This is a genomic window from Pantoea sp. PNA 03-3 (assembly GCF_003201175.1).
Taxonomy (GTDB): Bacteria; Pseudomonadota; Gammaproteobacteria; order Enterobacterales; family Enterobacteriaceae; genus Pantoea; species Pantoea stewartii.
Genome location: NZ_QICO01000001.1, coordinates 416,880 through 437,255 on the forward strand (window position 1 = coordinate 416,880; position 20,376 = coordinate 437,255).

Sequence of the window (20,376 nt, forward strand, 5' to 3'; positions counted from 1 at the left end):
CTTTACGGCGTTTTTTACAGGATGACGCATTGGCAGAAAGTGACCGCCCCATGACAGCAGGCAGAGAAAACGTGGATGTAGGTTATTCAGCAGAATGCGTGATTAACATTCCAGTCCGTGCGGTTTCATACACCAGTCCCGGCAGGCAGCATTACCCCAGAAAAACACCCTAAGTTTTCCCCTGTGTATTAGTGGCTGTCCTGTGTTTTAGCCGGGAAATGTGTGAAAAGTTTCAAACACCACAAAGCTCGTGAGCACGTAATTTCCATTCCTCAACCTGAGTGGGGTGGTCAAAAGAGTAATAGACGTTAGCGTTCTCAGGCAGGATATTATGCAGTGCCTGCATGCAGTTGGCCTCACAGGGTCGCAATTCAATATAGGCAGCCGTGATGGGTATGACATCATCGCTGGAAAAGCGCTCAATGCGTTCTATCGCAGCAACGAGTGCAGCCATTTCGCCATGCAGCCTTACCCAGTTATTAGTATAGATTCCTGGTGGCACGCTTACCTGCATCCGACTGTTTCCGAACGCATAACGAATATTACCCCGTAGCCGGTACTCGACTACTGCACAGCAGGACTCAGGACCGAAACCAGGCTGTTTCACTAAATTCTTTTTGTTCTCCAGCGTGCGCCTGACAATCGGATAACCGGATCTAAGGGTGTATTCAGTTTTTATCAGTTGCATCAGCGCTTCCTTTACTTGACCATTGTTAATCAATGATATGGGGTTCCGGCGCAAAACTCCATAAGAACAGGACTCTCAGGGGCTGGAAAATTAAGGTCTGCTTAATCATAACCAGAGGGACTGAGTGATGACAGCCGAGCCCTGCTTTTGCCTTACGGCTTCACCAGCTAGCCGCTGCTCTGCATCTGGTTCATATCTGTGGTTCAGATTCAGCCAGTTCTTTATCGTTCGGCTCTGTAAGTATTACGTCTGTAAGGGAAAACCTAATGATGATTTACCATTATGATCAGGAAAATCCATGGCTGTGTCTGAAGAGGTATGTTTCGGCCTGAAATCCTGCACAGGCCAGTCCGGTTAAATCGTAAGGTCCGGTTTGCGCTGTGAGTTCAACGGGTCGATGAAACGCGCTCCTTTATCAGGGGGGCGTTGTGTAAACATCCGCCTTATAACTGATCGCGCTAAATACCAGGTTCATGAACGACGTAGGGCACAAGGTAAAACTGTTCTATTGCTTTATAAGTCATGCCTGATCTTTGCATCACTCGCTGAGAGGAAGCATTTTCAGGAGCGGCAACAGTCACTAAACACGTTACCTCAGCAGCAAAACACTACCAGTCAGCGTCAACCATTGCCTCAGGGGCGTCCTGTCATACCTGTTACTGAAAATTGTTCCCTGACCCAGTCAGCAAATAATCGTATACGGGGTGCCAGTTGGCGGTTCTCCGGCCAGGCAATATGAACCGGGAGTTCATCAACCTGCCAGTCATCAAACAGCCTGATAAGGTCCCCCTCTCTCAGCGCGTCTGCCACCAGAAAATCATAGGTCGTTACGATGCCCAGGCCCGCGCGCGCCGCACTGAATGCCGCGTAAGCGTCGTTGACGGATATCTGAAACGGACCGCTAAGCGGAAACGATTCGCTGGCTTTCGTCAGTTGATGCTCAAAACGTCTGCCGCTCTGTGGGGAACGCACCTGAATATGATGAAAGTGCACTAACTGCGTGGGATGGGAGGGCTTACCCTCTCTTTTAAGGTATGCGGGCGCGGCGCATACCACCATGGGCAGTGCTCCCAGAGAGCGGGCAACAAGCGAGTCATCGTGAAGTCGTCCTATGCGTATCACGCAGTCAAACTGATTTTCAATGAGATCGCTGGTTCGGTTGCCCACGCTTGTGATGATCTGTAAATCCGGGTAGCGGTCCATGAAATCCCCCAACCTCGGAATAATCAGGCAGTATGCCAGCGCACCCGGCATGTCTACCCTGAGCTGGCCACGCCACGTTCCAGCCGCTCCCGAAACGCTGCTGTCCAGTTTTTCCGCCTGGATAAGTAATGCCTGCGCGCCCTTGTGGTAAACCTCACCCTGTTCCGTGAGGCTTAGCCGTCGTGAAGAACGATGTAAGAGTTTTACACCCAGCTCATTTTCGAGGGCCTGAATCTGCCGTGTCACCGTTGACTTGGGTAACCCGAGACTTTCCGCAGCACGGGTGAAGGCTCCGGTTTCAACGACCTGTAGAAAGCTGCGTATCGCAGAAAATTTATCCATGCCCCGCCTTATTGTTGCTGTATCTGCAATTTAAGTTTGCCCGGCGCCCGATTGTTCATTACGCCCACAACCCTGAATATAAGGCCATCCAGTCCATTCCCCCAACGGAAAAGCACATGAGCAAGCTGTTAACCTGGCACGTCGCCGGTGCAAAAATCACAAAGATTCCAGAGCAACAGAGCAACGGCATTCCCGTGTCGTACCTGTTTCCACAGTGGGATCGTCAGTCAGCCTTGCGTTTTGCTGAACACATTCAACGTCATGATCTGGATTTTACAGACGAGACCGTGTCGCTCAGCACACACAGCTGGCTGATTGAAAAAGACGGTAAGGTCATCATCCTCGACACCGCATCGGGTAACGGCAAAAAACGCCCTGGCAATGCAAAGTTTCATGAAATGAACAGCCACTGGCTGCATGCGCTGCGAGCGGCAGGCGTTGAGCCTGAGCAGGTGGATGCGGTCGTTTTAACGCACCTTCATGTCGATCACGTCGGCTGGAATACTGTCTGGAAGAAAGGTCAGTGGCGCCCCACTTTTCCGAACGCCCGCTACTACTTCTCCGCAGATGAATACCATTTTTATCAGAACCCACTTAATGTCATGCCGGAAAGCACAGGTGCAATGGATGACAGTGTGTATCCGGTCGTCGCTTCAGGGCAGGCCGTGTTTCTGGACAGCGCCGAGACAGAGGTCGTTGCCGGGCTGCAGATTCACAGAACACCGGGGCACAGCGTTGATCACCTGGCATTCAGTTTCTCAGACGGCGGTGAGACGGCCCTGTTCTGGGGTGACGTCGTGCACAGCCCGCTTCAGATATGCCTCCCCGAGTGGAACAGCCGCTACTGCGAATTTCCTGATACGGCAAAAAAATCCCGGACAGTGATGATGAATTTTGCTGCTCAGACCCGAGCGCTGGTTTTTACCTCTCACTTTCCGGACAGCTCGGCAGGACGGGTTCTCAATACAAACGGCCAGTTAACCTGGCAGCACGCCTGACAGGAGAATATCATGACAAACATACCACCGCTGTTCAGCGAAGCTTTCGCCATCCCCTCCGATACCAGAGACATTTCATTGTGGCTGCGTCACAGGCGGCGCGCTGATACTACCGACTTTGATGCGGCACAGACGGTTCTGCTGATGCACGGCGCCACTTTCTCATCGGGAAGTCTGTTTGATACACCGCTTGAGGGGGAATCTTTCCTTGATTACCTTGCCGCAGCCGGTCTGGATGTCTGGGCAGTGGATGTGCGTGGATACGGCCGCGCATCGAGACTACCTTCTTTCTCTTTGCCTGCGCGGGAAAATCCGCCGTCAGCGCGTGCTGAAACCGCAGTAAGGGACTTAGGAAGTGCGGTTGATTACGTTCTTGCACATCATGGACTGACGCAGTTGAACCTCATCGGGATGTCATGGGGAGGAACGGTGGCGTCGCTTTACACCACACGGAATAGCGCTAACGTGCGGCGTCTGACGCTTATTGCGCCACAGTGGATTCAGGACGGTAAATACGCGCTGGATCCCGGCGGCGAAATGGGCGCATGGCGCGATATTGACATTGATGCAGTGGAATCACGCTGGCTTCAGGCCGCGCCAGACAATAAAAAGAACAGCCTTATTTGTCCCGGCGGATTTATGCAGTGGGCCCGGCAAACAGTGAATGAGGAACCCGATCCGGTTTTGAGAGCCCAGCGCAAAATCCGGGTTAGCAACGGTCCGATTCAGGATACACGGTGTTACTGGGCAAAAAATAAAGGCGTCTACGATCCCGCCGACATCCGCGTCCCCGTATTGCTCTTACATGGTGAATGGGATCGTGATGTACCTGTGAATGCAATCCAGGACTGGTTCCTGCGAGCGACAGGCACCCCCTGGAAGCGCTGGACAGAAATCGGTGAAGCCACACACATGATGGTGCTGGAGAAAAACCGACATCAGGTGTTTGAGCTTACCCGCTATTTTATCAGTCAGGTTCTGGATATTTAATGAGGCCTGTATCACTCAAGCCTCATGTTCAGAAAAGTATCGTGCCAGACAACATCCGCTTCAGGCACAAAGCAACCACTGAAACAGATTAAGGTCCGTCAGGTGCGAAAAGGGGAATTTCGCCCTGCCCGCTGTTGATACAAATAAAAAGCATTTCGGCTAACCTTTCAGCAAGCAGTTGTCAGAAGCTGACCGGCATTTTTCCAGCTGATTCTGAATACCTGGGCATTATCTGATGAAGGCATATCGGATAATGTTCTCTCCACAATGGTGCCCCCGAGGCGCTGATAAAAAGCTGTTGCCTGGGTGTTATCTTCAAACACCCACAAATAGAGCGGTGACTCATCATCCCTGCTCTTGACCCATTCGGCTGCGCGCCAGAGAAGTTGTTTTCCTACACCGTGACCACGTAGTGAAGAGCTTACATGCAGGCTGTCTATATAACAGCCCCATTGCGCATCATAGTGGAGCTTAATACATATGAAGCCTTCAACCTTTCCATCATATTCAGCTACAAACACTGTTTCGCTTTCATTGCTCTGATTCAGTGCTGAGCGCCAGTGTGAAAGTCGATCTTCCTGCGCCTGATTTTCAAGGAAATCCGCAGACATCACTTTCGTGTAGGTATCTCTCCATCCGGCGGTGTGCAGATGTGCTATTGCATCGGCATCACTGCGCTGAGCCTGTCTTAAGTGAATCACTGTTACCTCTCACAAACGCAATGGCGTTTCATGTTAGCAAAATCACATTCAGTCGAAAATCAGCTTACCCGGTCAAACCATACATCACATCTTACGCAAGGATGAAAATGAATCTGGAAAACTCATGGTGACAGAGTGCTTAGCTCATACGTAAATGTCCGCTTCTGATACAAAGCGGACATCCACATAAAGCATTGTCAGGAAACGTGGGGCTTCATTAATCAACATTTTTCGATGCTGGCCTGTAAAACTGAGCGCGCATCGCAACAGGATTCAACATTACGACTCTTCAGCAAATCTCTTCCGCCTGTCTGGTATCGTACATCAACTGAGCCCGTTCCATTTCCGCTCCATGTTTTAGCGCCCATCCATACAGCGCACTGAATGGCTCCTGAAGCGTCTGTGCCAGCGGTGTAAGGCTGTACTCCACGCTCACTGGTGAAGTAGGCAGCACCTTTCGGAGCACCAATCCATTGCGCTCAAGCCGCTTCAGCGCATCAGACAATGCTTTGTGCGTAATACCCTCCAGCCGGCGACGGAGTTCGTTGAAGCGCACAGGTTCATTACAAAGCACAGTGAGAATTAAAATTGACCATTTATTGGTTATGTTCTCCAGAACCGGCCGCGTTTTCCCTATTTCTTTCAGGTCATTACAATCAGTTTGAGACATGGCGATATATTCCCCGATACCTGATATAAATAAAGTGCGTAATTGTTATTAAGTTTACAAATTATATCATCTGTTTTCCACCCTGACAGGAGAGAGCAGATGAGTAGATTAGAGAATAAAGTTGCCCTGATACTCGGCGGTGCAAAAGGCATTGGTCTGGCTATCAGCCAGCGATTTGCCAGTGAAGGTGCCACAACCTGGCTGACCTCACGCCGTAATGAGGAGTTAGAAGCAGCCAGTCAGACCATAAAGGGCACTGCCAGGCCAGTCCGAGCTGACGTCAGCCAGATAAGTGAACTGACGCGAATACTCGATTTAATCAAGACAGAATCCCGCCAGATAGATGTGCTGGTCATCAACGCCGGCATGGCCGAATACTCGACGATTGATGACGTCACGCCGACACATTTTGATTCTGTTTTTGGCCTGAATGTGCGCTCACCGCTTTTTGCTCTGCAGGCAGCCCTTCCTCTGATGAAGGAGGGAGCGAGCGTCGTTTTGATAGGTTCGGTTGCCGATGTGATTGGCACGCCGGGATATGGCGTATATGGTGCCAGTAAAGCAGCACTTCGTTCTTTTGCCCGCACATGGACACGTGAACTCTCCGCTCGTGGCATCCGCGTTAATGTTGTCGCCCCCGGCCCTGTCGATACGGAGATGATGCGTGCAGCCTCTGAAGAGCTACGTAATGAGATAATCAGCACCATTCCCTTATCAAGAATGGGCAGACCTGAAGAAATTGCCAGTGCCGCCCTGTTCCTTGCAAGTGATGAAAGCAGTTATATAGCCGGAGCAGAAATCTGTGTGGATGGTGGCATGACACAGGTATGAGGCATGGCGTTCAGTTTAACTAAGATCAGAGAAAAGCTGTACGAGAAACGAACCGGGCGACGACCCGGTTTTTCTTTAGCCAGATGGCTGTGCCCAAATTCCCGTTTATTAGTATCGGTGTCCGGCAGACGGTATGCTGCCGCTTATTGCGGCATTGACGCGCTCGCCGTTAATGAATCCGACATCATTTCAGCAAGGCCCGCTTCTGGCACAAAGTGGACAGGCTGACTGAGCTGAAGGTCCGCTATGCGCGAAAAGTGGTCTTTTGCTAATTTCTCAGAAATAGAATAGGTATGCTTTGACTTTGTTCTGTATGAAAGCCTTAACAGCAGGATTGAAAATATGAAACAGGTCAGAATTTATACACTCAAAGACAAACAGTCTGCAGAAATTTATTTTCACCGACACTGGCCCAGACATATGGCCTCTCTCCCAGCCTTTGGTATATATGTAAATCATGTTTATCTGGGGAAAGAATGTCAGGTCATTGCAACAGTTACCTATCAGGAGGATGCCGAAATACAAGCTATAAATCAGAAATATATGGCCAGCAAGGAGTTCATGTCAGACATGGAAGGTTTCGATATGTCTTCAATCCTCCGGGTGGATGAAATCATTATTAAGGAAACACTTTTCTGACTTTGCGACTTTCTCAGCCAGCAGGAACATTCCTGTCGCAGTCACTTAAATTGATACACAGCAATTAACCGGCCGTTAAGGCGGGGTCATACAAAGCGCATTTGGCCTGTCCGCTTCTGGCACAAAGCGGACGCTAAAATCTCTTCCTTTGTCCGCTATAAGCGAGAAGCGGACATTTAAACCCCTGTTACCTGGTGCTACCCAGGTCCCGGTCACTTTCCAGAACTTTAAGCATAAGTGTGGCTTCTTCAATACGAACAAATAGCCCTGAATCATCTGTTTCAGCAAACATATAAACTTCCATCTCAACCTCTTCCCCATTGCGCTTAGTACACAATACACGATGTCTGGTAGCATAGAGATTGCCTTCACGAAGTTCGTCATGCACATCAATTTTGCCGAAAGAAATTATTTCGCGAAGTTTACGAGCATGATGAGCAAAGCTATCTAAACTTCCCCACTCATTATCAGTGCGCTGCCGATAACCGGGACTAAAGTGGCGATTAAGTATCTCTTCCAGGGGGATTTCCTGTTGGTTAATAATCTCATCCAATACGTTAGCAATAGAAATCATTTTCATGGTCAGTCCTCATCATAAGTTATCAGTACTCTACAATCGACCTGATGGCTTCGGTACGGTATAAAAGACAATAAATACCTCAAATAAGCCAATATGACCGACCCGTTAATTCCATTCTCCCGGGCTTTTTCTTCTGATGGACCCACTTTGATTGTCGCGGCCCGCCAGTCGGATGCAATAAGGGAAACACCACGTCACCATCACATTCGTGGACAGTTACTCGGCGCTGAGCATGGGCTGCTTACGATCGATGCGGAAGAGTGTCGCTGGGTCGTACCGGCAACGCATGCCGTGTGGATACCTCCAAATATTCCGCATGGTCTGCGCTCGCACGGCCCATATTCAGGATGGAGTGTTTATATATCTGCTGCGGCCTGTGGCGCATTATCTGATAAGCCTGCTGTGCTCTCAGTTACAAATCTGCTACGCGAAGCGATAACACGAGCAGCCTCCTGGAAGGTTGCAGAGCTTAATGCGCCTCAAAAACGTTTATCTGACGTTATCCTTGATGAAATCGGTTCGCTTCCCAGCGTTAATCTTGGGTTGCCAATGCCGCAGGATATACGGCTCTTAAAAGTTGCTCAGGTGCTGTCTGAGAGTCCAGATGACGGTCGCACACTTGAAGAATGGGCATTCTGGGCGGGAGTATCGTCACGCACACTGACACGGCGTTTCAGATCCGAAACCGGTTTTAGCTTTAATGAATGGCGACAGCGCATACGGTTACTCAAAGCTCTTGAGCTTCTTGCCGCAGGCAAGCAAGTGACGACAGTTGCACTGGAACTTGGATATGACAACGTGAGTGCCTTTATCGCCATGTTTCGCAGGGTATTTGGCACCACTCCTGCACGATTCAGAATTTAAATATGCAGGCCCGCATTAAGCATCGGCTTCTGGCTCAAAGCAGACGGTGCTTCTGATAAAACGCACTAATAAGCAGATTCAGGCTTTTATGCTGAAAAAGTTTCCTGCATAAAAAAGTAAAAGGGCCGGTGTCAGCCCTTAATTAAATGAAACGCTGTTAACGTAAAGATCAGAAACTCTGCCAGTTGTTTTCATCTGCTGCTGCAACGGCAGGACCTGAACGAAAAGACGATGGCGCGTGTGAAGAAGTTACCACCTTGCTGCGGACCACCGCAGGGACGTGTGAAACCGGTTTAAGGGTGAAGTTATTGACCAACTGGTTCAGTGATGCGGCCTGCTCCATCAGCGAATTTGAGGCGGCCGAGGCTTGTTCAACCAGCGCGGCGTTCTGCTGAGTGACATCATCCATCTGGTTAACGGCCTGATGCACCTGGCTGATCCCCTGTGACTGCTCACTGGCGGCCACAGAGATTTCATCCACAAGATCGGTAACCTGCCTGACGGCATCATTCATGCGTGACATATTACTGCCAACGCCCTCAGCCTGTTCGGAGCCTGCCTGGACAAAACTCATAGACGATTCGATCAGCTCTTTAATTTCACGGGCTGAAGAGGATGACCGCTGTGCAAGGTTACGGACTTCACCTGCCACCACGGCAAATCCGCGCCCCTGCTCCCCTGCCCGAGCCGCTTCAACAGCGGCGTTGAGGGCAAGAATATTGGTCTGGAAGGCAATACCTTCAATCAGCGCAATGATGTCAGTAATTTTTGCGGAACTGTCTTTGATATCGCCCATCGTCAACAGCAGTGTGCGGACACGGCCTGCGCTGTCTTCTGAAATGTCCTGTGCATTTTTGGCCAGCTGGCTGGCAAGCCGTGTGTTTTCTGCGGTCTGACGGACGGTTTCACTGAGTTCAGACATGCTTGCTGCTGTCTGCTCAAGCGACGCGGCCTGCTCCTCCGTGCGCGAAGACAGATCTTCGTTGCCGGCCGAAATCTGCGCCGATGATGAACTGACAGACTGAGCCGACGCTTCAACCTTAGAAAGTGAGTCTGACACATTCTCAATCAGATGGTTAAAGGCGCTGGCGGTCAGGCCAATTTCATCCCGGCGACTCACATCTGCACGCAGCGTCAGGTCAAGGCGTTCACTGGCGGTTTCCATTACATGACGCATGCCGTTCAACTGACGTTTGATGCCAAAAATGGTTCTGAGGGCGAAGAATGCGAGAATGATAATGGCTATGGCAGAACCGCCGATGAGGCTCCACACTGTTACGTTATAAGTGTGATCATTTTGTTTGCGCAGCGCATTACCAATGTCTACGTTGAGTTTCAGCTGTTTCTGAAAACCGGCATTGAGCTGACGCGCAGCGGCACCAATGCCGTCGTTACCCTGAAGGGAGCCGAGTGAAGCCGCATCATTTTGTGCACGAGAGGCGACCAGAAAAGCCGGTAAAGTGTCCTCAACTTTTTTGATAGCGGCAAACGAATTTTCCGTTAACTGACGGTCCTCATCGCTTGAAATATCATTCTTCAGATAATACTGGTTGAGCGACTTAATCTGGCTAATCGCCCCCTCGATTTCCTTTTCCAGCACAGCCTGACGGCGCGGGTCTGTTGCACTCTGGTGGCGGTAAAGTGAGATGACAAGCGCATTACTGCTGTCGACCATTTTGCCGATGTCCAGAATGGACGGAACCGTATTTTCCTGAACATAGTTAAAGCGGGACTGAAAGCCGCCCGCCACCAGCACTGCAACGATAACCATTGTCACCAGGGCAGCAGAAAGGAGTGAAAAGGTAAAGAGTAAACGCTGTGTAATGGTCATGTTATTTCCTGCCATAAAGGGATTCTGATGACTGATGAATATCAGTACTAACTCAAACATTCAGACGATTTATCGGCGGGAGAAAAATATCATTTAATAAAAATGATCAGAGAATGACCTATTACTGTGACAGGTGATGAAAACAAAGTTGGGCCGGGGACATAAACAGCACGTTCAACATGGTTCAGATTCGGTGAGTAAAAGCCTGAGGCAGACATGACAAACGGCACTTTTCACACTACGCGAAGTATAAATTATACGACGCATATGTCTTTATGTTCGCTCCAGTTGTTGCGACAGGTTTAACCTTACATCGGCAGGATGGCGTCCTTATTTACAGTAGAAACTGTTGTATTTGCATCCACTTCTGGCAGGCAGCGGAACAACGCGGTAACGGCGCAGTTTTCGGCTGACGCGATCAGCCCTGAGCGCGACGGTCTGATGCGCAGGGACATGTTTACGTTGCCTGTATGCCCATGATCGTCCTGTGACGCACCTGCGGGTCACGGCTGTACGTTCATTTCGACTTTCCTGTACGATGCGAGTGGCCTGGTGGGTTCGACAGGCTCTTCCCCCGCTCGACATCGATGCGGGCCCGGTATGTCAGCGCAACACGGCGTCGTTGAGAGGACAGGAATGAAAAGCCCGCACTGTCGCTTCAGGTTTTCAGTTCACACGCTCTGTAGACAGGCTGTTTTCCGCCCTTTTTACGGATTGTTCACGATGTTCCTCCTTGCGGTTCTTTGCCTGACGTCCGCGTTATCGCGCGCTGCCGATCTGCCGGACGGCTTTGCAAAAGGCGTGACGGGCGGTAGCGGTGGCGCGGTTGTTCATCCCATCCGCACTGATGATCTGGTGAAGGCGTTGTGCGCCACCTATGACCGGCACGGAAACTGTACGGATGATCGTCCCCGGATCATCGCTCTGGATCATACCGTCGATTTTCGTGGAACGGTCATGGTCAACGGCAAAGCCACGACCACGGAAAGGGGTTGCATGGCAAATGCCTGCCCAGGAGGCGGTGGCCAATGGGCGCGCAACGGTGCCAACCAGTTTTGTCAGGGCAAAGCGCCGGTTTCGGTGACCTATGATAATGCCGGTTTAGACCGTCTTAAGGTGGGATCAAATAAGACGCTGATTGGTGTAGGGGCACATGCGGGGATTCAGGGCATCGGGCTTTACGTCGGTGGCGGCGTTCACAACGTGATTATCCGCAATCTGACACTGTCAGATATCAATCCGCAGCTGGTCTGGGGAGGGGATGCCCTTACCATTGATAATGCGGAGGGTGTGTGGATTGATCACAATACTTTCGCCCGCATTGGCCGACAGATGATTGTCACGGGCTGGGGCTCCGCGTCCCATGTCACGCTTTCCGATAACGAATTTGACGGCAGAACACCCTATTCCGCGACCTGCGACGGCCACCATTACTGGGTCTGGCTGTTTCTGGGGCAGCATGACACATTAACGGTCGCGCGCAATTATGTTCATGATACCTCCGGGCGTGCCCCGCATGCCGGTGGGATGGGCAATGCCAGTGTCCTGGCGCAGCTGGTTAACAATGTCTTTGTCAATCTGACGTATCAGGGCGCGATAATGTCCAGAACACCCTCTTCGCGTCTGCTGGTGGAAGGTAACGCCTTTAAGAATGTGGCTCATCCGCTGTTTAACGACATCAGGCAGCCCGGTAATGCCTTCGCGCTTTTTGATACGAACGCCGCCGCTGGGGAAAACGCCTGTCTGAAAAATCTGGGCAGGCGCTGTGTCAGTAATCTGCAAACCCAGAGCGGCAACGACTATCGCCCACAAGATATCACGGTCCTGGAGGCTTTCAGATACGATCGCGCCTGGCTCGTCTCGCCTGTTTCCGCAGAGGTGGCCAGCGTCCAGGTGCCCCGTGAAGCTGGCGTGGGCCATATTCACAGTCCGGTGCGGTAAGTTTTTAATGTGAGGGTTTCCCCGATGGCACGTTTATTGTTGCGCATTTTTGTCTTCTGTCTGTTCAGCAGGCTGGGCGTTGCCAGTGCCTTCGGCGTTACACACTTCGGCAACACTCTGGTGGTGGATACCGGTGCCGATCTGGTGTTTAGCATCGATGACCGCAACGGTGATCTGACATCAATGCGGTTTCATGGCAGTGAGCTGGCATCACCAGAGCACAAGGCCTCACAAGTCGCCTCCGGACTGGGGCACGCGCAGGTTGGAGTGAAAACGGCAGGCGATGTCATTGTCATCAGTGCGCAGGCGGGGGAACTTATCCACTACTACCTCGCCAAAAAAGGCCGCAACGCCCTGTATATGGCGACCTACGCGCCCGCGCTTCTGCCGGTCGGGGAACTGCGTTTCGTGACGCGTCTGGATGTCAAAAAATTCCCAAAGGCCGACTGGGGCAACGATTCAAACGTCGGAAAAGCGATTGAAGGCAACGACGTCTTTTTGTTGCCTGACGGACGGACCAGTTCCAAGTTTTACTCCGCCCGTCCCATGATTGATGACGATCTGCACGGCGTCCACGGTCCGGGCGTAGCGGTCTTTATGCTGACGGGCAATCATGAGCTCAGTTCAGGTGGCCCGTTCTTTAAGGACATCGCGACGCAAAAAACGCAGATGACACACGAGCTGTACAACTATATGTATTCCAGTCATACCCAGACAGAACCGTTTCGACCGGGGTTGCATGGTATCTATGGGCTGTTGTTTACGACCGGAGAGAAGCCCTCCGCCACGTTAATCGATGTGGGATTTATTCATGCGTCACTGGGGCTGAAAGGGTTTGTCGATCAGACTGAACGCGGCACGCTGTCAGGTGTGGTGAAAGGAATGAGCGATCGCCCTGCCGCCGTTGTCGGCCTGCGAAACGCCAGCGCCGAATACTGGACGCGCGTGGACAGCCAGGGGCGTTTTACACTGACGGGCGTGCGTCAGGGGCACTATCAGATAACGCTGTACGATAAGGAACGGGAAGTCGCGCAACGTACAGCAGACATCCAGGCCGGCAGACAAACTCAGATTGCGTTAGCCGCCCAGACCTTACCGGGTCAGGTTATTTGGCAGACGGGTTCACCGGATGGCACTCCGTCGGGGTTTCGTAACGCCCGTTTGCTGATGTCCGCTCACCCGTCCGATCGGCGTATGTCGCCCTGGACAGCCGCTGATTACCTTGTGGGAACCGCATCAGAAAGCGACTTTCCTGCCGCGCAGTGGCGGGATATTAACTCGCCAACCCGCATCCGTTTCATGCTGTCTCGTCACGATGTGCATGATTTAACTTTACGAATTTTTATTACTCTGGCGCAGTCTGGAGGACGCCCTCAGGTCAGCGTCAATCAGCGCTGGACCGCGCCGATTCCGCCGGCTTCTGGCCAGCCTGCGAGTCGGGGGATCACCCGCGGCACTTTCCGGGGCAATAATGCGCTTTTTACTTTTGTCCTGCCGGCTTCCGCCCTGCAGGCAGGAATTAACACACTGGATATTAATGTGGCCTCGGGGCAAAAAGGCACAGGATTTCTGAGCCCAGGCTTCGTCTATGACAGTATTCAGTTAGTACGATGAGCGGCGCGTTATCAGTCCTGAAAAGGCGGAGAAAACGCTGTCTTCATCACGTGTCAGGTTCCCCAGTGACGGCGCACAACAGCCTTGATGACAGGATGCGTTTCTGCCTCTTCCAGCGAAGCACAGAAAGCGGGTCTGGTGCGGCTGAGATGCGCACGCGCATTGCTCCAGCGGCTCACCACACAGGCCAGCATTTCAAGCGCGCCGGGGTTAGCAGGCTGCCATGCGCGCGTGTCAAAAAAGAGATCGCTGAACATGTCCCACTGCTCATAGAGTTTGTTGACCGCCCCCTCGGCCAGCTGCTTACGCTGATCCGGCGAGCCTGTGTCCAGCCATCTTTCCGGGTAATCAATGATGCCGATGGCGGCATAACAGTTTGCACTTATATACACCAGCCCCCGTAATTGCTGAGCACGAACGTCGGCGTCAGTTGAAAGGATGCCGGCATCAGGACAGGCCATACCAAGATAAATCATGATGGCTGCGCTTTCAGTCAGCACGGCCCCGTCAGGCAGGATGAGCGTGGGAATCTGGACCAGCGGATTCAACCGCTTTAAGGTTTCAAACCCACTGTCTTTGAGCCATGAACTCGCCTCAACCGTTGTGTATTCCGCCCCGGCCAAACTGAGCGCCATCTCAATCGCGGCGGCGCCCGAACGTGCGCTTCCATAGAGTGTGTACATATAAGATACCCTGTATGCGTTAATCCCGCGCCCTGAGGCGAGCCTGCATACATATTACCAGCAGTGATGACGTTCATCAGGGTGGCACCAGAAGCAGCATAACTCCCTGCTACAGATGAGAATAAAGGCGGTATTGAGTAATCGCGTAATAAGCATCGGACAAAATCAGGCACGTTATCGACGCGAAAAGAATTACATCATGTCTTAAACAGGTTTCTTTTTGAAATAACAGCGCGTGTTTTGATGTTGCTCAGCGTCTTCATATACGCCATTTACGACGAAACACGGTCATATTTATCACTCTTCTCGTGGCGTTACTTAATAAAAAGAAAGTGATAGCGAATTCCCCGCTCCTCGTTACAGACAGGTCCAGGGACTTCCGTGACAGAAATTCCCTTCTGCTTGCGCCAGGACGTTGTATCCAGAAGTCGGCATTAATGGGCATATTGTCCAAAAAACTGAATCAGTGCCCTGGCCGTCGCTTCAGGTTGCTCCTCCGGCTGAAAATGGCCGCAATCCGCCAGCCGCTGGCTGTGAATATCGTCCCCATACGCTTTCAGGGTGGCGGCCATATCCGCAATAGAGCCCTGATCGGCTGACAGCCCCAGTACCGGCATCGTCAGACGTGTTTGCTGTGCAAGCGCAGCATTCTGTGCTGCTGACTGTGACAGGGCGCGGTAAAACGCCAGTCCTGCGCGCAATCCACCAGGGGCTTTGAGCAGGCGTTCATATTCGTTAATTTCCGTCTCGCCGTAACAACGGTGGTCGGCCGCTTTCTCCCGAAAGAACCATTCCAGATAAATGCGCTCACGCCCCGTCAGTAAGGCTTCGGGAAGATCCGCAACGGCATTGAAGGCGAAGTGCCAGGTCTTCCAGGATTGACGGGAATCTGTGGGCAACGTATCCGGCAGCGATATACCGGGAATACCGGCGTCCATCAGGGTCAGCGCCCGGATCTCCTCGCCGTAAAGCATCGCATAAGTAAAGGCGACCCAGGCACCGACGTCGTGTCCAGCCAGAAAATACCGGCCTAATGCTAACGATGCGACGAAGGCGTGCAGTCGGCTGGCAACCGTTTGAGTATCGTAGCCCGCAAGCGGTTTATCGGTATCGCCCTGGCCGGGTAAATCGACGGCCACAATGCGAAAGTGCGCCATCAGACCGGGCATAACCTTTCGCCAGGCAAACCAGCTTTCAGGGAAACCGGCCAGCAACACCAGCGGAAAGCCATCTGGTCGGCCACCGGTGACATAATGAAAACGCAACCCTTCCACACGTGCAAAGCAGTGACGAAAACCGTCGGGCGCATCAGGGATCACAGAAGCAGACATAACCTGTTCCTCTTGTCATACGATCACTCGTCGGCAACCGACAGGTGCGTGAATGAAAACAAACCCGACGGGCGGACTTGTGCCATTTTTTGGTGAACCAACCTGACCGGCAGTCGCCCGCACAATCGAGATCACCGCCCCGTTTTCGTACGCAGCTTCCTGAGCGGCCAGCATTATCGACCTGTTCATTTCGTGTGACCTGAACCGTTCATTAACCCGGTCAGCAACGGACTCAACGTCGGGAAACGGCTCGGCAGTACGCTGTCAGGTCCGCAGAATACGGGATCGAAGCCGGCTTCCAGTCGGAAGAACACCTCGTCGCGAGCGTTGGTTGTACGCCAGTATTTTCAGCGTCCGGCCGATAGATCGGTATCGTGCGTATCGATGCTTTACCTACTCCTCGCATTCTCTGGTGAAGCGCCAGAAAGCTCTCTGCCGCAGCGGTTTCATTCGCCGTTGCCGCCACAGAGCCGTCCTGTTCGCCCGCTTCTGTCAGGGCCTAGAGTTAGGAAATGATCATTTCCTATATAAATCTGCAGCGGTTATCATGTCAAGCTCAATGCTTCACTTCATAACACGCTAGCTGAGATACCTGGCGACAACGCGAGGCGGGCTGAATACGAGCCGTAACAGGGATGTCAGGATGGCGCATTCCGTCGTTCCAAGGCCATCCCGTTATTCTGCCCCCTTATCTGAGATCTGTTTAGGAACGGTATAACCAGGAAACATACGAAATTGTCAAGGCGAATTATAATTTAATCGCTTTGACAGGCATCATTAAATGTTGCCGGGGAAAGATACACAGCAAAATTCACTTTTATAACGAGAACAAAATGAAAATTTCAACCCGTCTGACTGCAGGTTTCGGTCTGCTTATCCTTCTGTTTATTATCTGCACAGGCACGGCGCTCAATGCCCTTCATAAAGCCCGGGCAAGCATGGATATCGTCGTGAATATCAAGATGAAAAAATATCAGCTTGCGCAGGATATGCTGGGGGAATTAAGGGAGATGGCTATTGATGTCAGAACGCTTGGCCTGCTTAGCGATCCGGTTGCTATGAAACCCGTCGCTGCGCAGATGGAAAAAAATAAAGCTGACTTCATTGCCAATCGTCAGGCGCTGGGCGATCTGTTGCAGATCGACTCGCTTCCGCCGGGTCGCGCGGCCTTTAAAAGACTGACCGACACCGAGAGCGAGTTCTTCAGCATCTTCGCCAAAGCCAGTCAGCTTGGGCTGGCCAACCGTGATAAAGAATTTTTCGAGTGCCTGACAAAAGAGGTACAACCTGTCCAGGATAAAATGCTGAAAGATCTGCTGGTCGTCACTAACATTCAGCAGAAAACCAGTCTGGCCGAGGTGCAGCAAAACAGCGCGGCTACCGCCCGTGATACCCTTTTTCTTTTGCTGCTCGCCGGGGCTTCGGTGCTGGTGGGCGTGGGTGCCTGCGTCGTGGTGATCCGCATCCTTATGCGTCAACTGGGCGGTGAGCCCGCCCAGGCCCAGGCACTGGCTGCGACCATTGCGGCTGGAGACCTGACCTCGCCTGTCGTGCTTCGTCGTAATGATACCACCAGCCTGCTGGCCTCGCTCGACAGTATGCAGGCGAACCTGCGCGGGCTGGTCTCGCAGATCAAGGATGCCTCGGCTTCCGTTTCTCTGGCGGCTGATGAGATTGACCAGGGTAACACCGAACTCTCATCCCGCACCGAGCAACAGGCCGCCGCCCTGCAGGAAACCGCCGCCAGCATGGAGCAACTTACCGCAACGGTGAAGAGCAACTCGGCGGGTGCGCAGCAGACAGCCGACGCGGCACGGGGGACGGCGCAACTGGCGCGCGAGGGGGAATCTGATATGCAACGCATGACACATACCATGCATGACATTTCGGTCAGCGCCACCAAAGTGCGTGATATTACCTCTGTGATCGAGAGCATCGCCTTTCAAACTAATATCCTGGCCCTCAATGCCGCAGTAGAAGCGGCGCGCGCGGGTGAGGAAGGGCGCGGTTTCGCGGTAGTCGCAGGCGAAGTACGCACGCTGGCGCAGCGCAGCGCCACGGCCGCGCGGGATATTAAAATCCTGATTGAACAGGCCGTAACACAGGTAGAAAGCGGCGTGAACGTGGCCTCTTCCACCGGACAAAGCATTTTGAAAATTGTGGGAATGGTCGGCGAACTCGCGGAGGCGATGGATAACATCTCTCTGGCCTCTTCAGAGCAGATGCAGGGTATTTCGCAGATCAGCGTGGCGGTGAGTCAGATGGACGGTGTGACGCAGAGCAACGCCGCGCTGGTTGAAGAGTCTTCTACGGCCTCGCGTTCGCTTTCTGAACAGGCGCATGCCCTGCGCGGCATGGTGGAGGCGTTCCGTGTCTGAGCCCCATCCGCAGCCTGATGCGCCAGAGAACGATCCGCTTAACATCGCGAAGATAAGTGCGCTGAAGGCCGATATTGATGTCATTTTTATTCAGCTCAGGCACGGTGGCTACGCCAGTATGGACACCTTTGCCAATAACTGGGCGCATCTGATACGTCGGGTTCAGGACATAAAGCCCCTGCTGAGTCGGCCCGGCGTCACCGAAACGTTGCTGCGCACGGATGTGCGGCTGACGGCAGATCTGATGGCGATCAGTTATGCCGTAGAAATCATTGAAAATTTCATGGCCTGCGCCGCACAGCAGGCGAAAGACGGGAAAGACCGACAGAGATAAACGATGGCGCGGACGCTCAGGGGTGCCGCGCGATTACCTTCAACCTGCATGCAACAGGGCATGGCCCGCCGCGTTTTTCAGGCGGGCTTTTTTTTGCCTGAATCAGGTGCTGATTTCGGCTGTGAATCCCCTTTTCAACGGCACTTTCGTGTCGGTTGGGCGAAGAGCCTGTCAACTGAATATTCCTTCACGCCTTATGCTGACCCTCCTCCGCCAGGCAGGCATTGTGATGCAGACGAGCCAGCCCGGCTTTTGGGGCTACGCAGCCCTGTTATTTAAGTCTCCCGACTGAGTTTATTAAGCTCAGACATCGCCTGACGAACCAGCCAGAAGCCAGGGGAATAAAACGCCCGACCGAGTTTTTCAGCCACGGCTGGCGTAACGGTCAGCGTGCCGCGCAGGAGGAACCGGGCCTCATGCATCTGCAGCCCGGAACGGCGGCAGAGCTGCTCTACGCTCATATTGTATTCGGCTAACAAAGACGCCAGAAAGCGTCCGACTGAATGCTCGTCCATAAAGCCTCACTTCTTCCATGGTTTCCCCCGAGCATAAAACACTCATCAGCCCTGTTCAATACGCATGCAATATCTTATTGGGATAAGCGAAACGCTAAACGAGGGCGCGTAAACGGGCAGATTCCCCTGCTCCGCAGGCTTCACACCGCCTGATAAAACGCTGCAGGGATACGGAGGGATTGGCATGTTATTTTTTTAATTTGTTAATTAACTTCATTGTAAATAAATAGATTAAGGTTGTTATAGAAAAAACTGTTATTACGGAGACATAGAAATAAAGATCATAGTAATTGTCTGCACCTATTTCTCCTGGTCCATAAATAAGATGACCAAGCCATGAATAGAACTTGTCACTAATCCAGTTTTCAGGCGCACCTAAGATGCGAGCGATAACCAGAGACAAAAGAATATAAAATATAACTTTCGCAATTCTACGGGCACGTGTTGTTATAGCCACCATCTATTACCTCTACCCAGCCACGAGCCATAAGTGACCTCATACAGGGAACGTGTATTGGCGCGGTTCTTATAAGTGCATTTCTGATGAGTGAATAGTCTGAATTATGTGCAATTGTTATACAACCCTCAGAAATTTGACCTGGATGAAGCCTAAACAATCCACGATGAACACCATTAATCCAGGTTCCGTCATCAATGCCCCAGTCATCCTTGTAAAGGGCAAACCACTCATCACGACCAAACTCAGCACCATAGTAAAATTTGTTGTATAGATCTTGTGCCTTAGCTTTAACCCATGAGCCTGGCCCACCTGCTCCTCGCTCTACTATCCAGTATTTTCCCGGTGGCAATGGTCCATCATTCGGAATAGCGCCACATGCTCCTTTATTCCGGTAGACGCCTTTACCCGAGAAAGCCATAAAAACACCCACACCATACAGATTGAAAGGTGCATAATCTGCCCCGTTCAATATTAATTTTCCATGTAAGGCCATACTCCTTTCCTTAGGGTATTGTAAATCCTTACAAATAGTGTACCTATTGAGTAGTGGTGAGTAAATAACCAATATGTGTTTTTTTTGCTCTTTTAAGATTGAGTTACCTGCTTCTGTCAAACTGCTCTCATATTCCCCAAAATGTCTCCCACCAGTAAACCAGAACATACCTGTAAATTATTTTCTCCTTTATACAAAGGGTTAATTTCGTAGAAAAAATTACTGCTGGATCAGATAACACATTGTCTTACCCCCCAGCCCGTCAGGAAATGACACTATTCTGTCAGATC

The 20,376-nt window shown here is 51.8% G+C and carries 19 protein-coding genes; 9 read left to right on the plus strand and 10 right to left on the minus strand.

Going from position 1 to position 20,376, the window contains the following annotated elements; translation table 11 throughout:
- Window positions 1–232: 232 nt before the first annotated feature.
- Together C7433_RS01900 and C7433_RS01910 are read right to left on the minus strand one after the other, a co-directional pair.
- Entirely contained in the window at window positions 233–688 is a 456-nt protein-coding gene (locus C7433_RS01900; protein ID WP_039340368.1) for a hypothetical protein, read from the minus strand.
- Between the two features lie 633 nt (window positions 689–1,321).
- Window positions 1,322–2,233, minus strand: a complete 912-nt coding sequence (locus tag C7433_RS01910) for a LysR family transcriptional regulator (RefSeq protein ID WP_110267508.1) — start codon at window positions 2,231–2,233, stop codon at window positions 1,322–1,324.
- A 116-nt stretch (window positions 2,234–2,349) separates the two neighbouring features.
- Between C7433_RS01910 and C7433_RS01915 the strand changes: the two genes are divergently transcribed.
- On the plus strand, window positions 2,350–3,231 hold the full coding sequence (locus C7433_RS01915) for an MBL fold metallo-hydrolase (RefSeq protein ID WP_110267509.1): 882 nt from the start codon (window positions 2,350–2,352) through the stop codon (window positions 3,229–3,231).
- Window positions 3,232–3,243: 12 nt separating this feature from the next.
- On the plus strand, window positions 3,244–4,221 hold the full coding sequence (locus tag C7433_RS01920; RefSeq protein ID WP_110267510.1) for an alpha/beta hydrolase: 978 nt from the start codon (window positions 3,244–3,246) through the stop codon (window positions 4,219–4,221).
- Between the two features lie 167 nt (window positions 4,222–4,388).
- Here C7433_RS01920 and C7433_RS01925 read toward each other — a convergent pair whose 3' ends face one another.
- Together C7433_RS01925 and C7433_RS01930 are read right to left on the minus strand one after the other, a co-directional pair.
- Window positions 4,389–4,922: a GNAT family N-acetyltransferase gene (locus C7433_RS01925; RefSeq protein WP_110267511.1), complete on the minus strand. Its 534-nt coding sequence runs from the start codon at window positions 4,920–4,922 to the stop codon at window positions 4,389–4,391.
- Window positions 4,923–5,211: 289 nt separating this feature from the next.
- Entirely contained in the window at window positions 5,212–5,592 is a 381-nt protein-coding gene (locus C7433_RS01930; RefSeq protein WP_033741436.1) for a helix-turn-helix domain-containing protein, read from the minus strand.
- A 99-nt stretch (window positions 5,593–5,691) separates the two neighbouring features.
- Between C7433_RS01930 and C7433_RS01935 the strand changes: the two genes are divergently transcribed.
- Together C7433_RS01935 and C7433_RS01940 are read left to right on the plus strand one after the other, a co-directional pair.
- Complete coding sequence (locus tag C7433_RS01935) at window positions 5,692–6,423, plus strand: SDR family NAD(P)-dependent oxidoreductase (protein WP_110267512.1); 732 nt, start codon at window positions 5,692–5,694, stop codon at window positions 6,421–6,423.
- 342 nt (window positions 6,424–6,765) lie between these two features.
- On the plus strand, window positions 6,766–7,062 hold the full coding sequence (locus tag C7433_RS01940; protein WP_039340383.1) for an NIPSNAP family protein: 297 nt from the start codon (window positions 6,766–6,768) through the stop codon (window positions 7,060–7,062).
- Between the two features lie 187 nt (window positions 7,063–7,249).
- Here C7433_RS01940 and C7433_RS01945 read toward each other — a convergent pair whose 3' ends face one another.
- A complete protein-coding gene (locus tag C7433_RS01945; protein ID WP_199227841.1) occupies window positions 7,250–7,636 on the minus strand; it encodes a nuclear transport factor 2 family protein in 387 nt (128 codons plus the stop codon).
- Window positions 7,637–7,735: 99 nt separating this feature from the next.
- Here C7433_RS01945 and C7433_RS24080 point away from each other — a divergent pair, with 99 nt between their 5' ends.
- On the plus strand, window positions 7,736–8,506 hold the full coding sequence (locus tag C7433_RS24080) for a helix-turn-helix domain-containing protein (protein WP_072193598.1): 771 nt from the start codon (window positions 7,736–7,738) through the stop codon (window positions 8,504–8,506).
- A 169-nt stretch (window positions 8,507–8,675) separates the two neighbouring features.
- On the opposite strand, the gene C7433_RS01955 is transcribed toward C7433_RS24080, so the two are convergent.
- A complete protein-coding gene (locus C7433_RS01955) occupies window positions 8,676–10,337 on the minus strand; it encodes a methyl-accepting chemotaxis protein (RefSeq protein WP_110267514.1) in 1,662 nt (553 codons plus the stop codon).
- Between the two features lie 723 nt (window positions 10,338–11,060).
- Here C7433_RS01955 and C7433_RS01960 point away from each other — a divergent pair.
- Window positions 11,061–12,278: a pectate lyase gene (locus C7433_RS01960; RefSeq protein ID WP_110267515.1), complete on the plus strand. Its 1,218-nt coding sequence runs from the start codon at window positions 11,061–11,063 to the stop codon at window positions 12,276–12,278.
- Between the two features lie 24 nt (window positions 12,279–12,302).
- Window positions 12,303–13,892 carry a rhamnogalacturonan lyase B N-terminal domain-containing protein gene (locus tag C7433_RS01965; RefSeq protein ID WP_110267516.1) on the plus strand — a complete coding sequence of 530 codons (1,590 nt, stop codon included), beginning with the start codon at window positions 12,303–12,305 and terminating at the stop codon, window positions 13,890–13,892.
- A 53-nt stretch (window positions 13,893–13,945) separates the two neighbouring features.
- Here C7433_RS01965 and C7433_RS01970 read toward each other — a convergent pair whose 3' ends face one another.
- Entirely contained in the window at window positions 13,946–14,575 is a 630-nt protein-coding gene (locus C7433_RS01970; protein WP_110267517.1) for a glutathione S-transferase family protein, read from the minus strand.
- A gap of 434 nt (window positions 14,576–15,009) precedes the next feature.
- The gene (locus tag C7433_RS01975) at window positions 15,010–15,906 is read right to left on the minus strand and encodes an alpha/beta fold hydrolase (RefSeq protein ID WP_039340391.1); all 897 of its coding nucleotides are present in this window, start codon (window positions 15,904–15,906) and stop codon (window positions 15,010–15,012) included.
- Between the two features lie 833 nt (window positions 15,907–16,739).
- On the opposite strand from C7433_RS01975, the gene C7433_RS01980 reads away from it, so the two are divergent.
- Together C7433_RS01980 and C7433_RS01985 are read left to right on the plus strand one after the other, a co-directional pair.
- A complete protein-coding gene (locus C7433_RS01980; RefSeq protein ID WP_058701927.1) occupies window positions 16,740–18,284 on the plus strand; it encodes a methyl-accepting chemotaxis protein in 1,545 nt (514 codons plus the stop codon).
- On the plus strand, window positions 18,277–18,618 hold the full coding sequence (locus C7433_RS01985; protein ID WP_233255744.1) for a hypothetical protein: 342 nt from the start codon (window positions 18,277–18,279) through the stop codon (window positions 18,616–18,618). Before C7433_RS01980 ends, C7433_RS01985 begins: the two co-directional genes overlap by 8 nt.
- Before the next feature lie 275 nt (window positions 18,619–18,893).
- Here the strand turns inward: C7433_RS01985 and C7433_RS01990 are convergent, their stop codons facing one another.
- Together C7433_RS01990 and C7433_RS02000 are read right to left on the minus strand one after the other, a co-directional pair.
- Window positions 18,894–19,133, minus strand: a complete 240-nt coding sequence (locus C7433_RS01990) for an XRE family transcriptional regulator (protein ID WP_033741417.1) — start codon at window positions 19,131–19,133, stop codon at window positions 18,894–18,896.
- 431 nt (window positions 19,134–19,564) lie between these two features.
- The gene (locus C7433_RS02000) at window positions 19,565–20,086 is read right to left on the minus strand and encodes a DUF2778 domain-containing protein (RefSeq protein WP_110267811.1); all 522 of its coding nucleotides are present in this window, start codon (window positions 20,084–20,086) and stop codon (window positions 19,565–19,567) included.
- Between the last annotated feature and the right edge of the window lie 290 nt (window positions 20,087–20,376).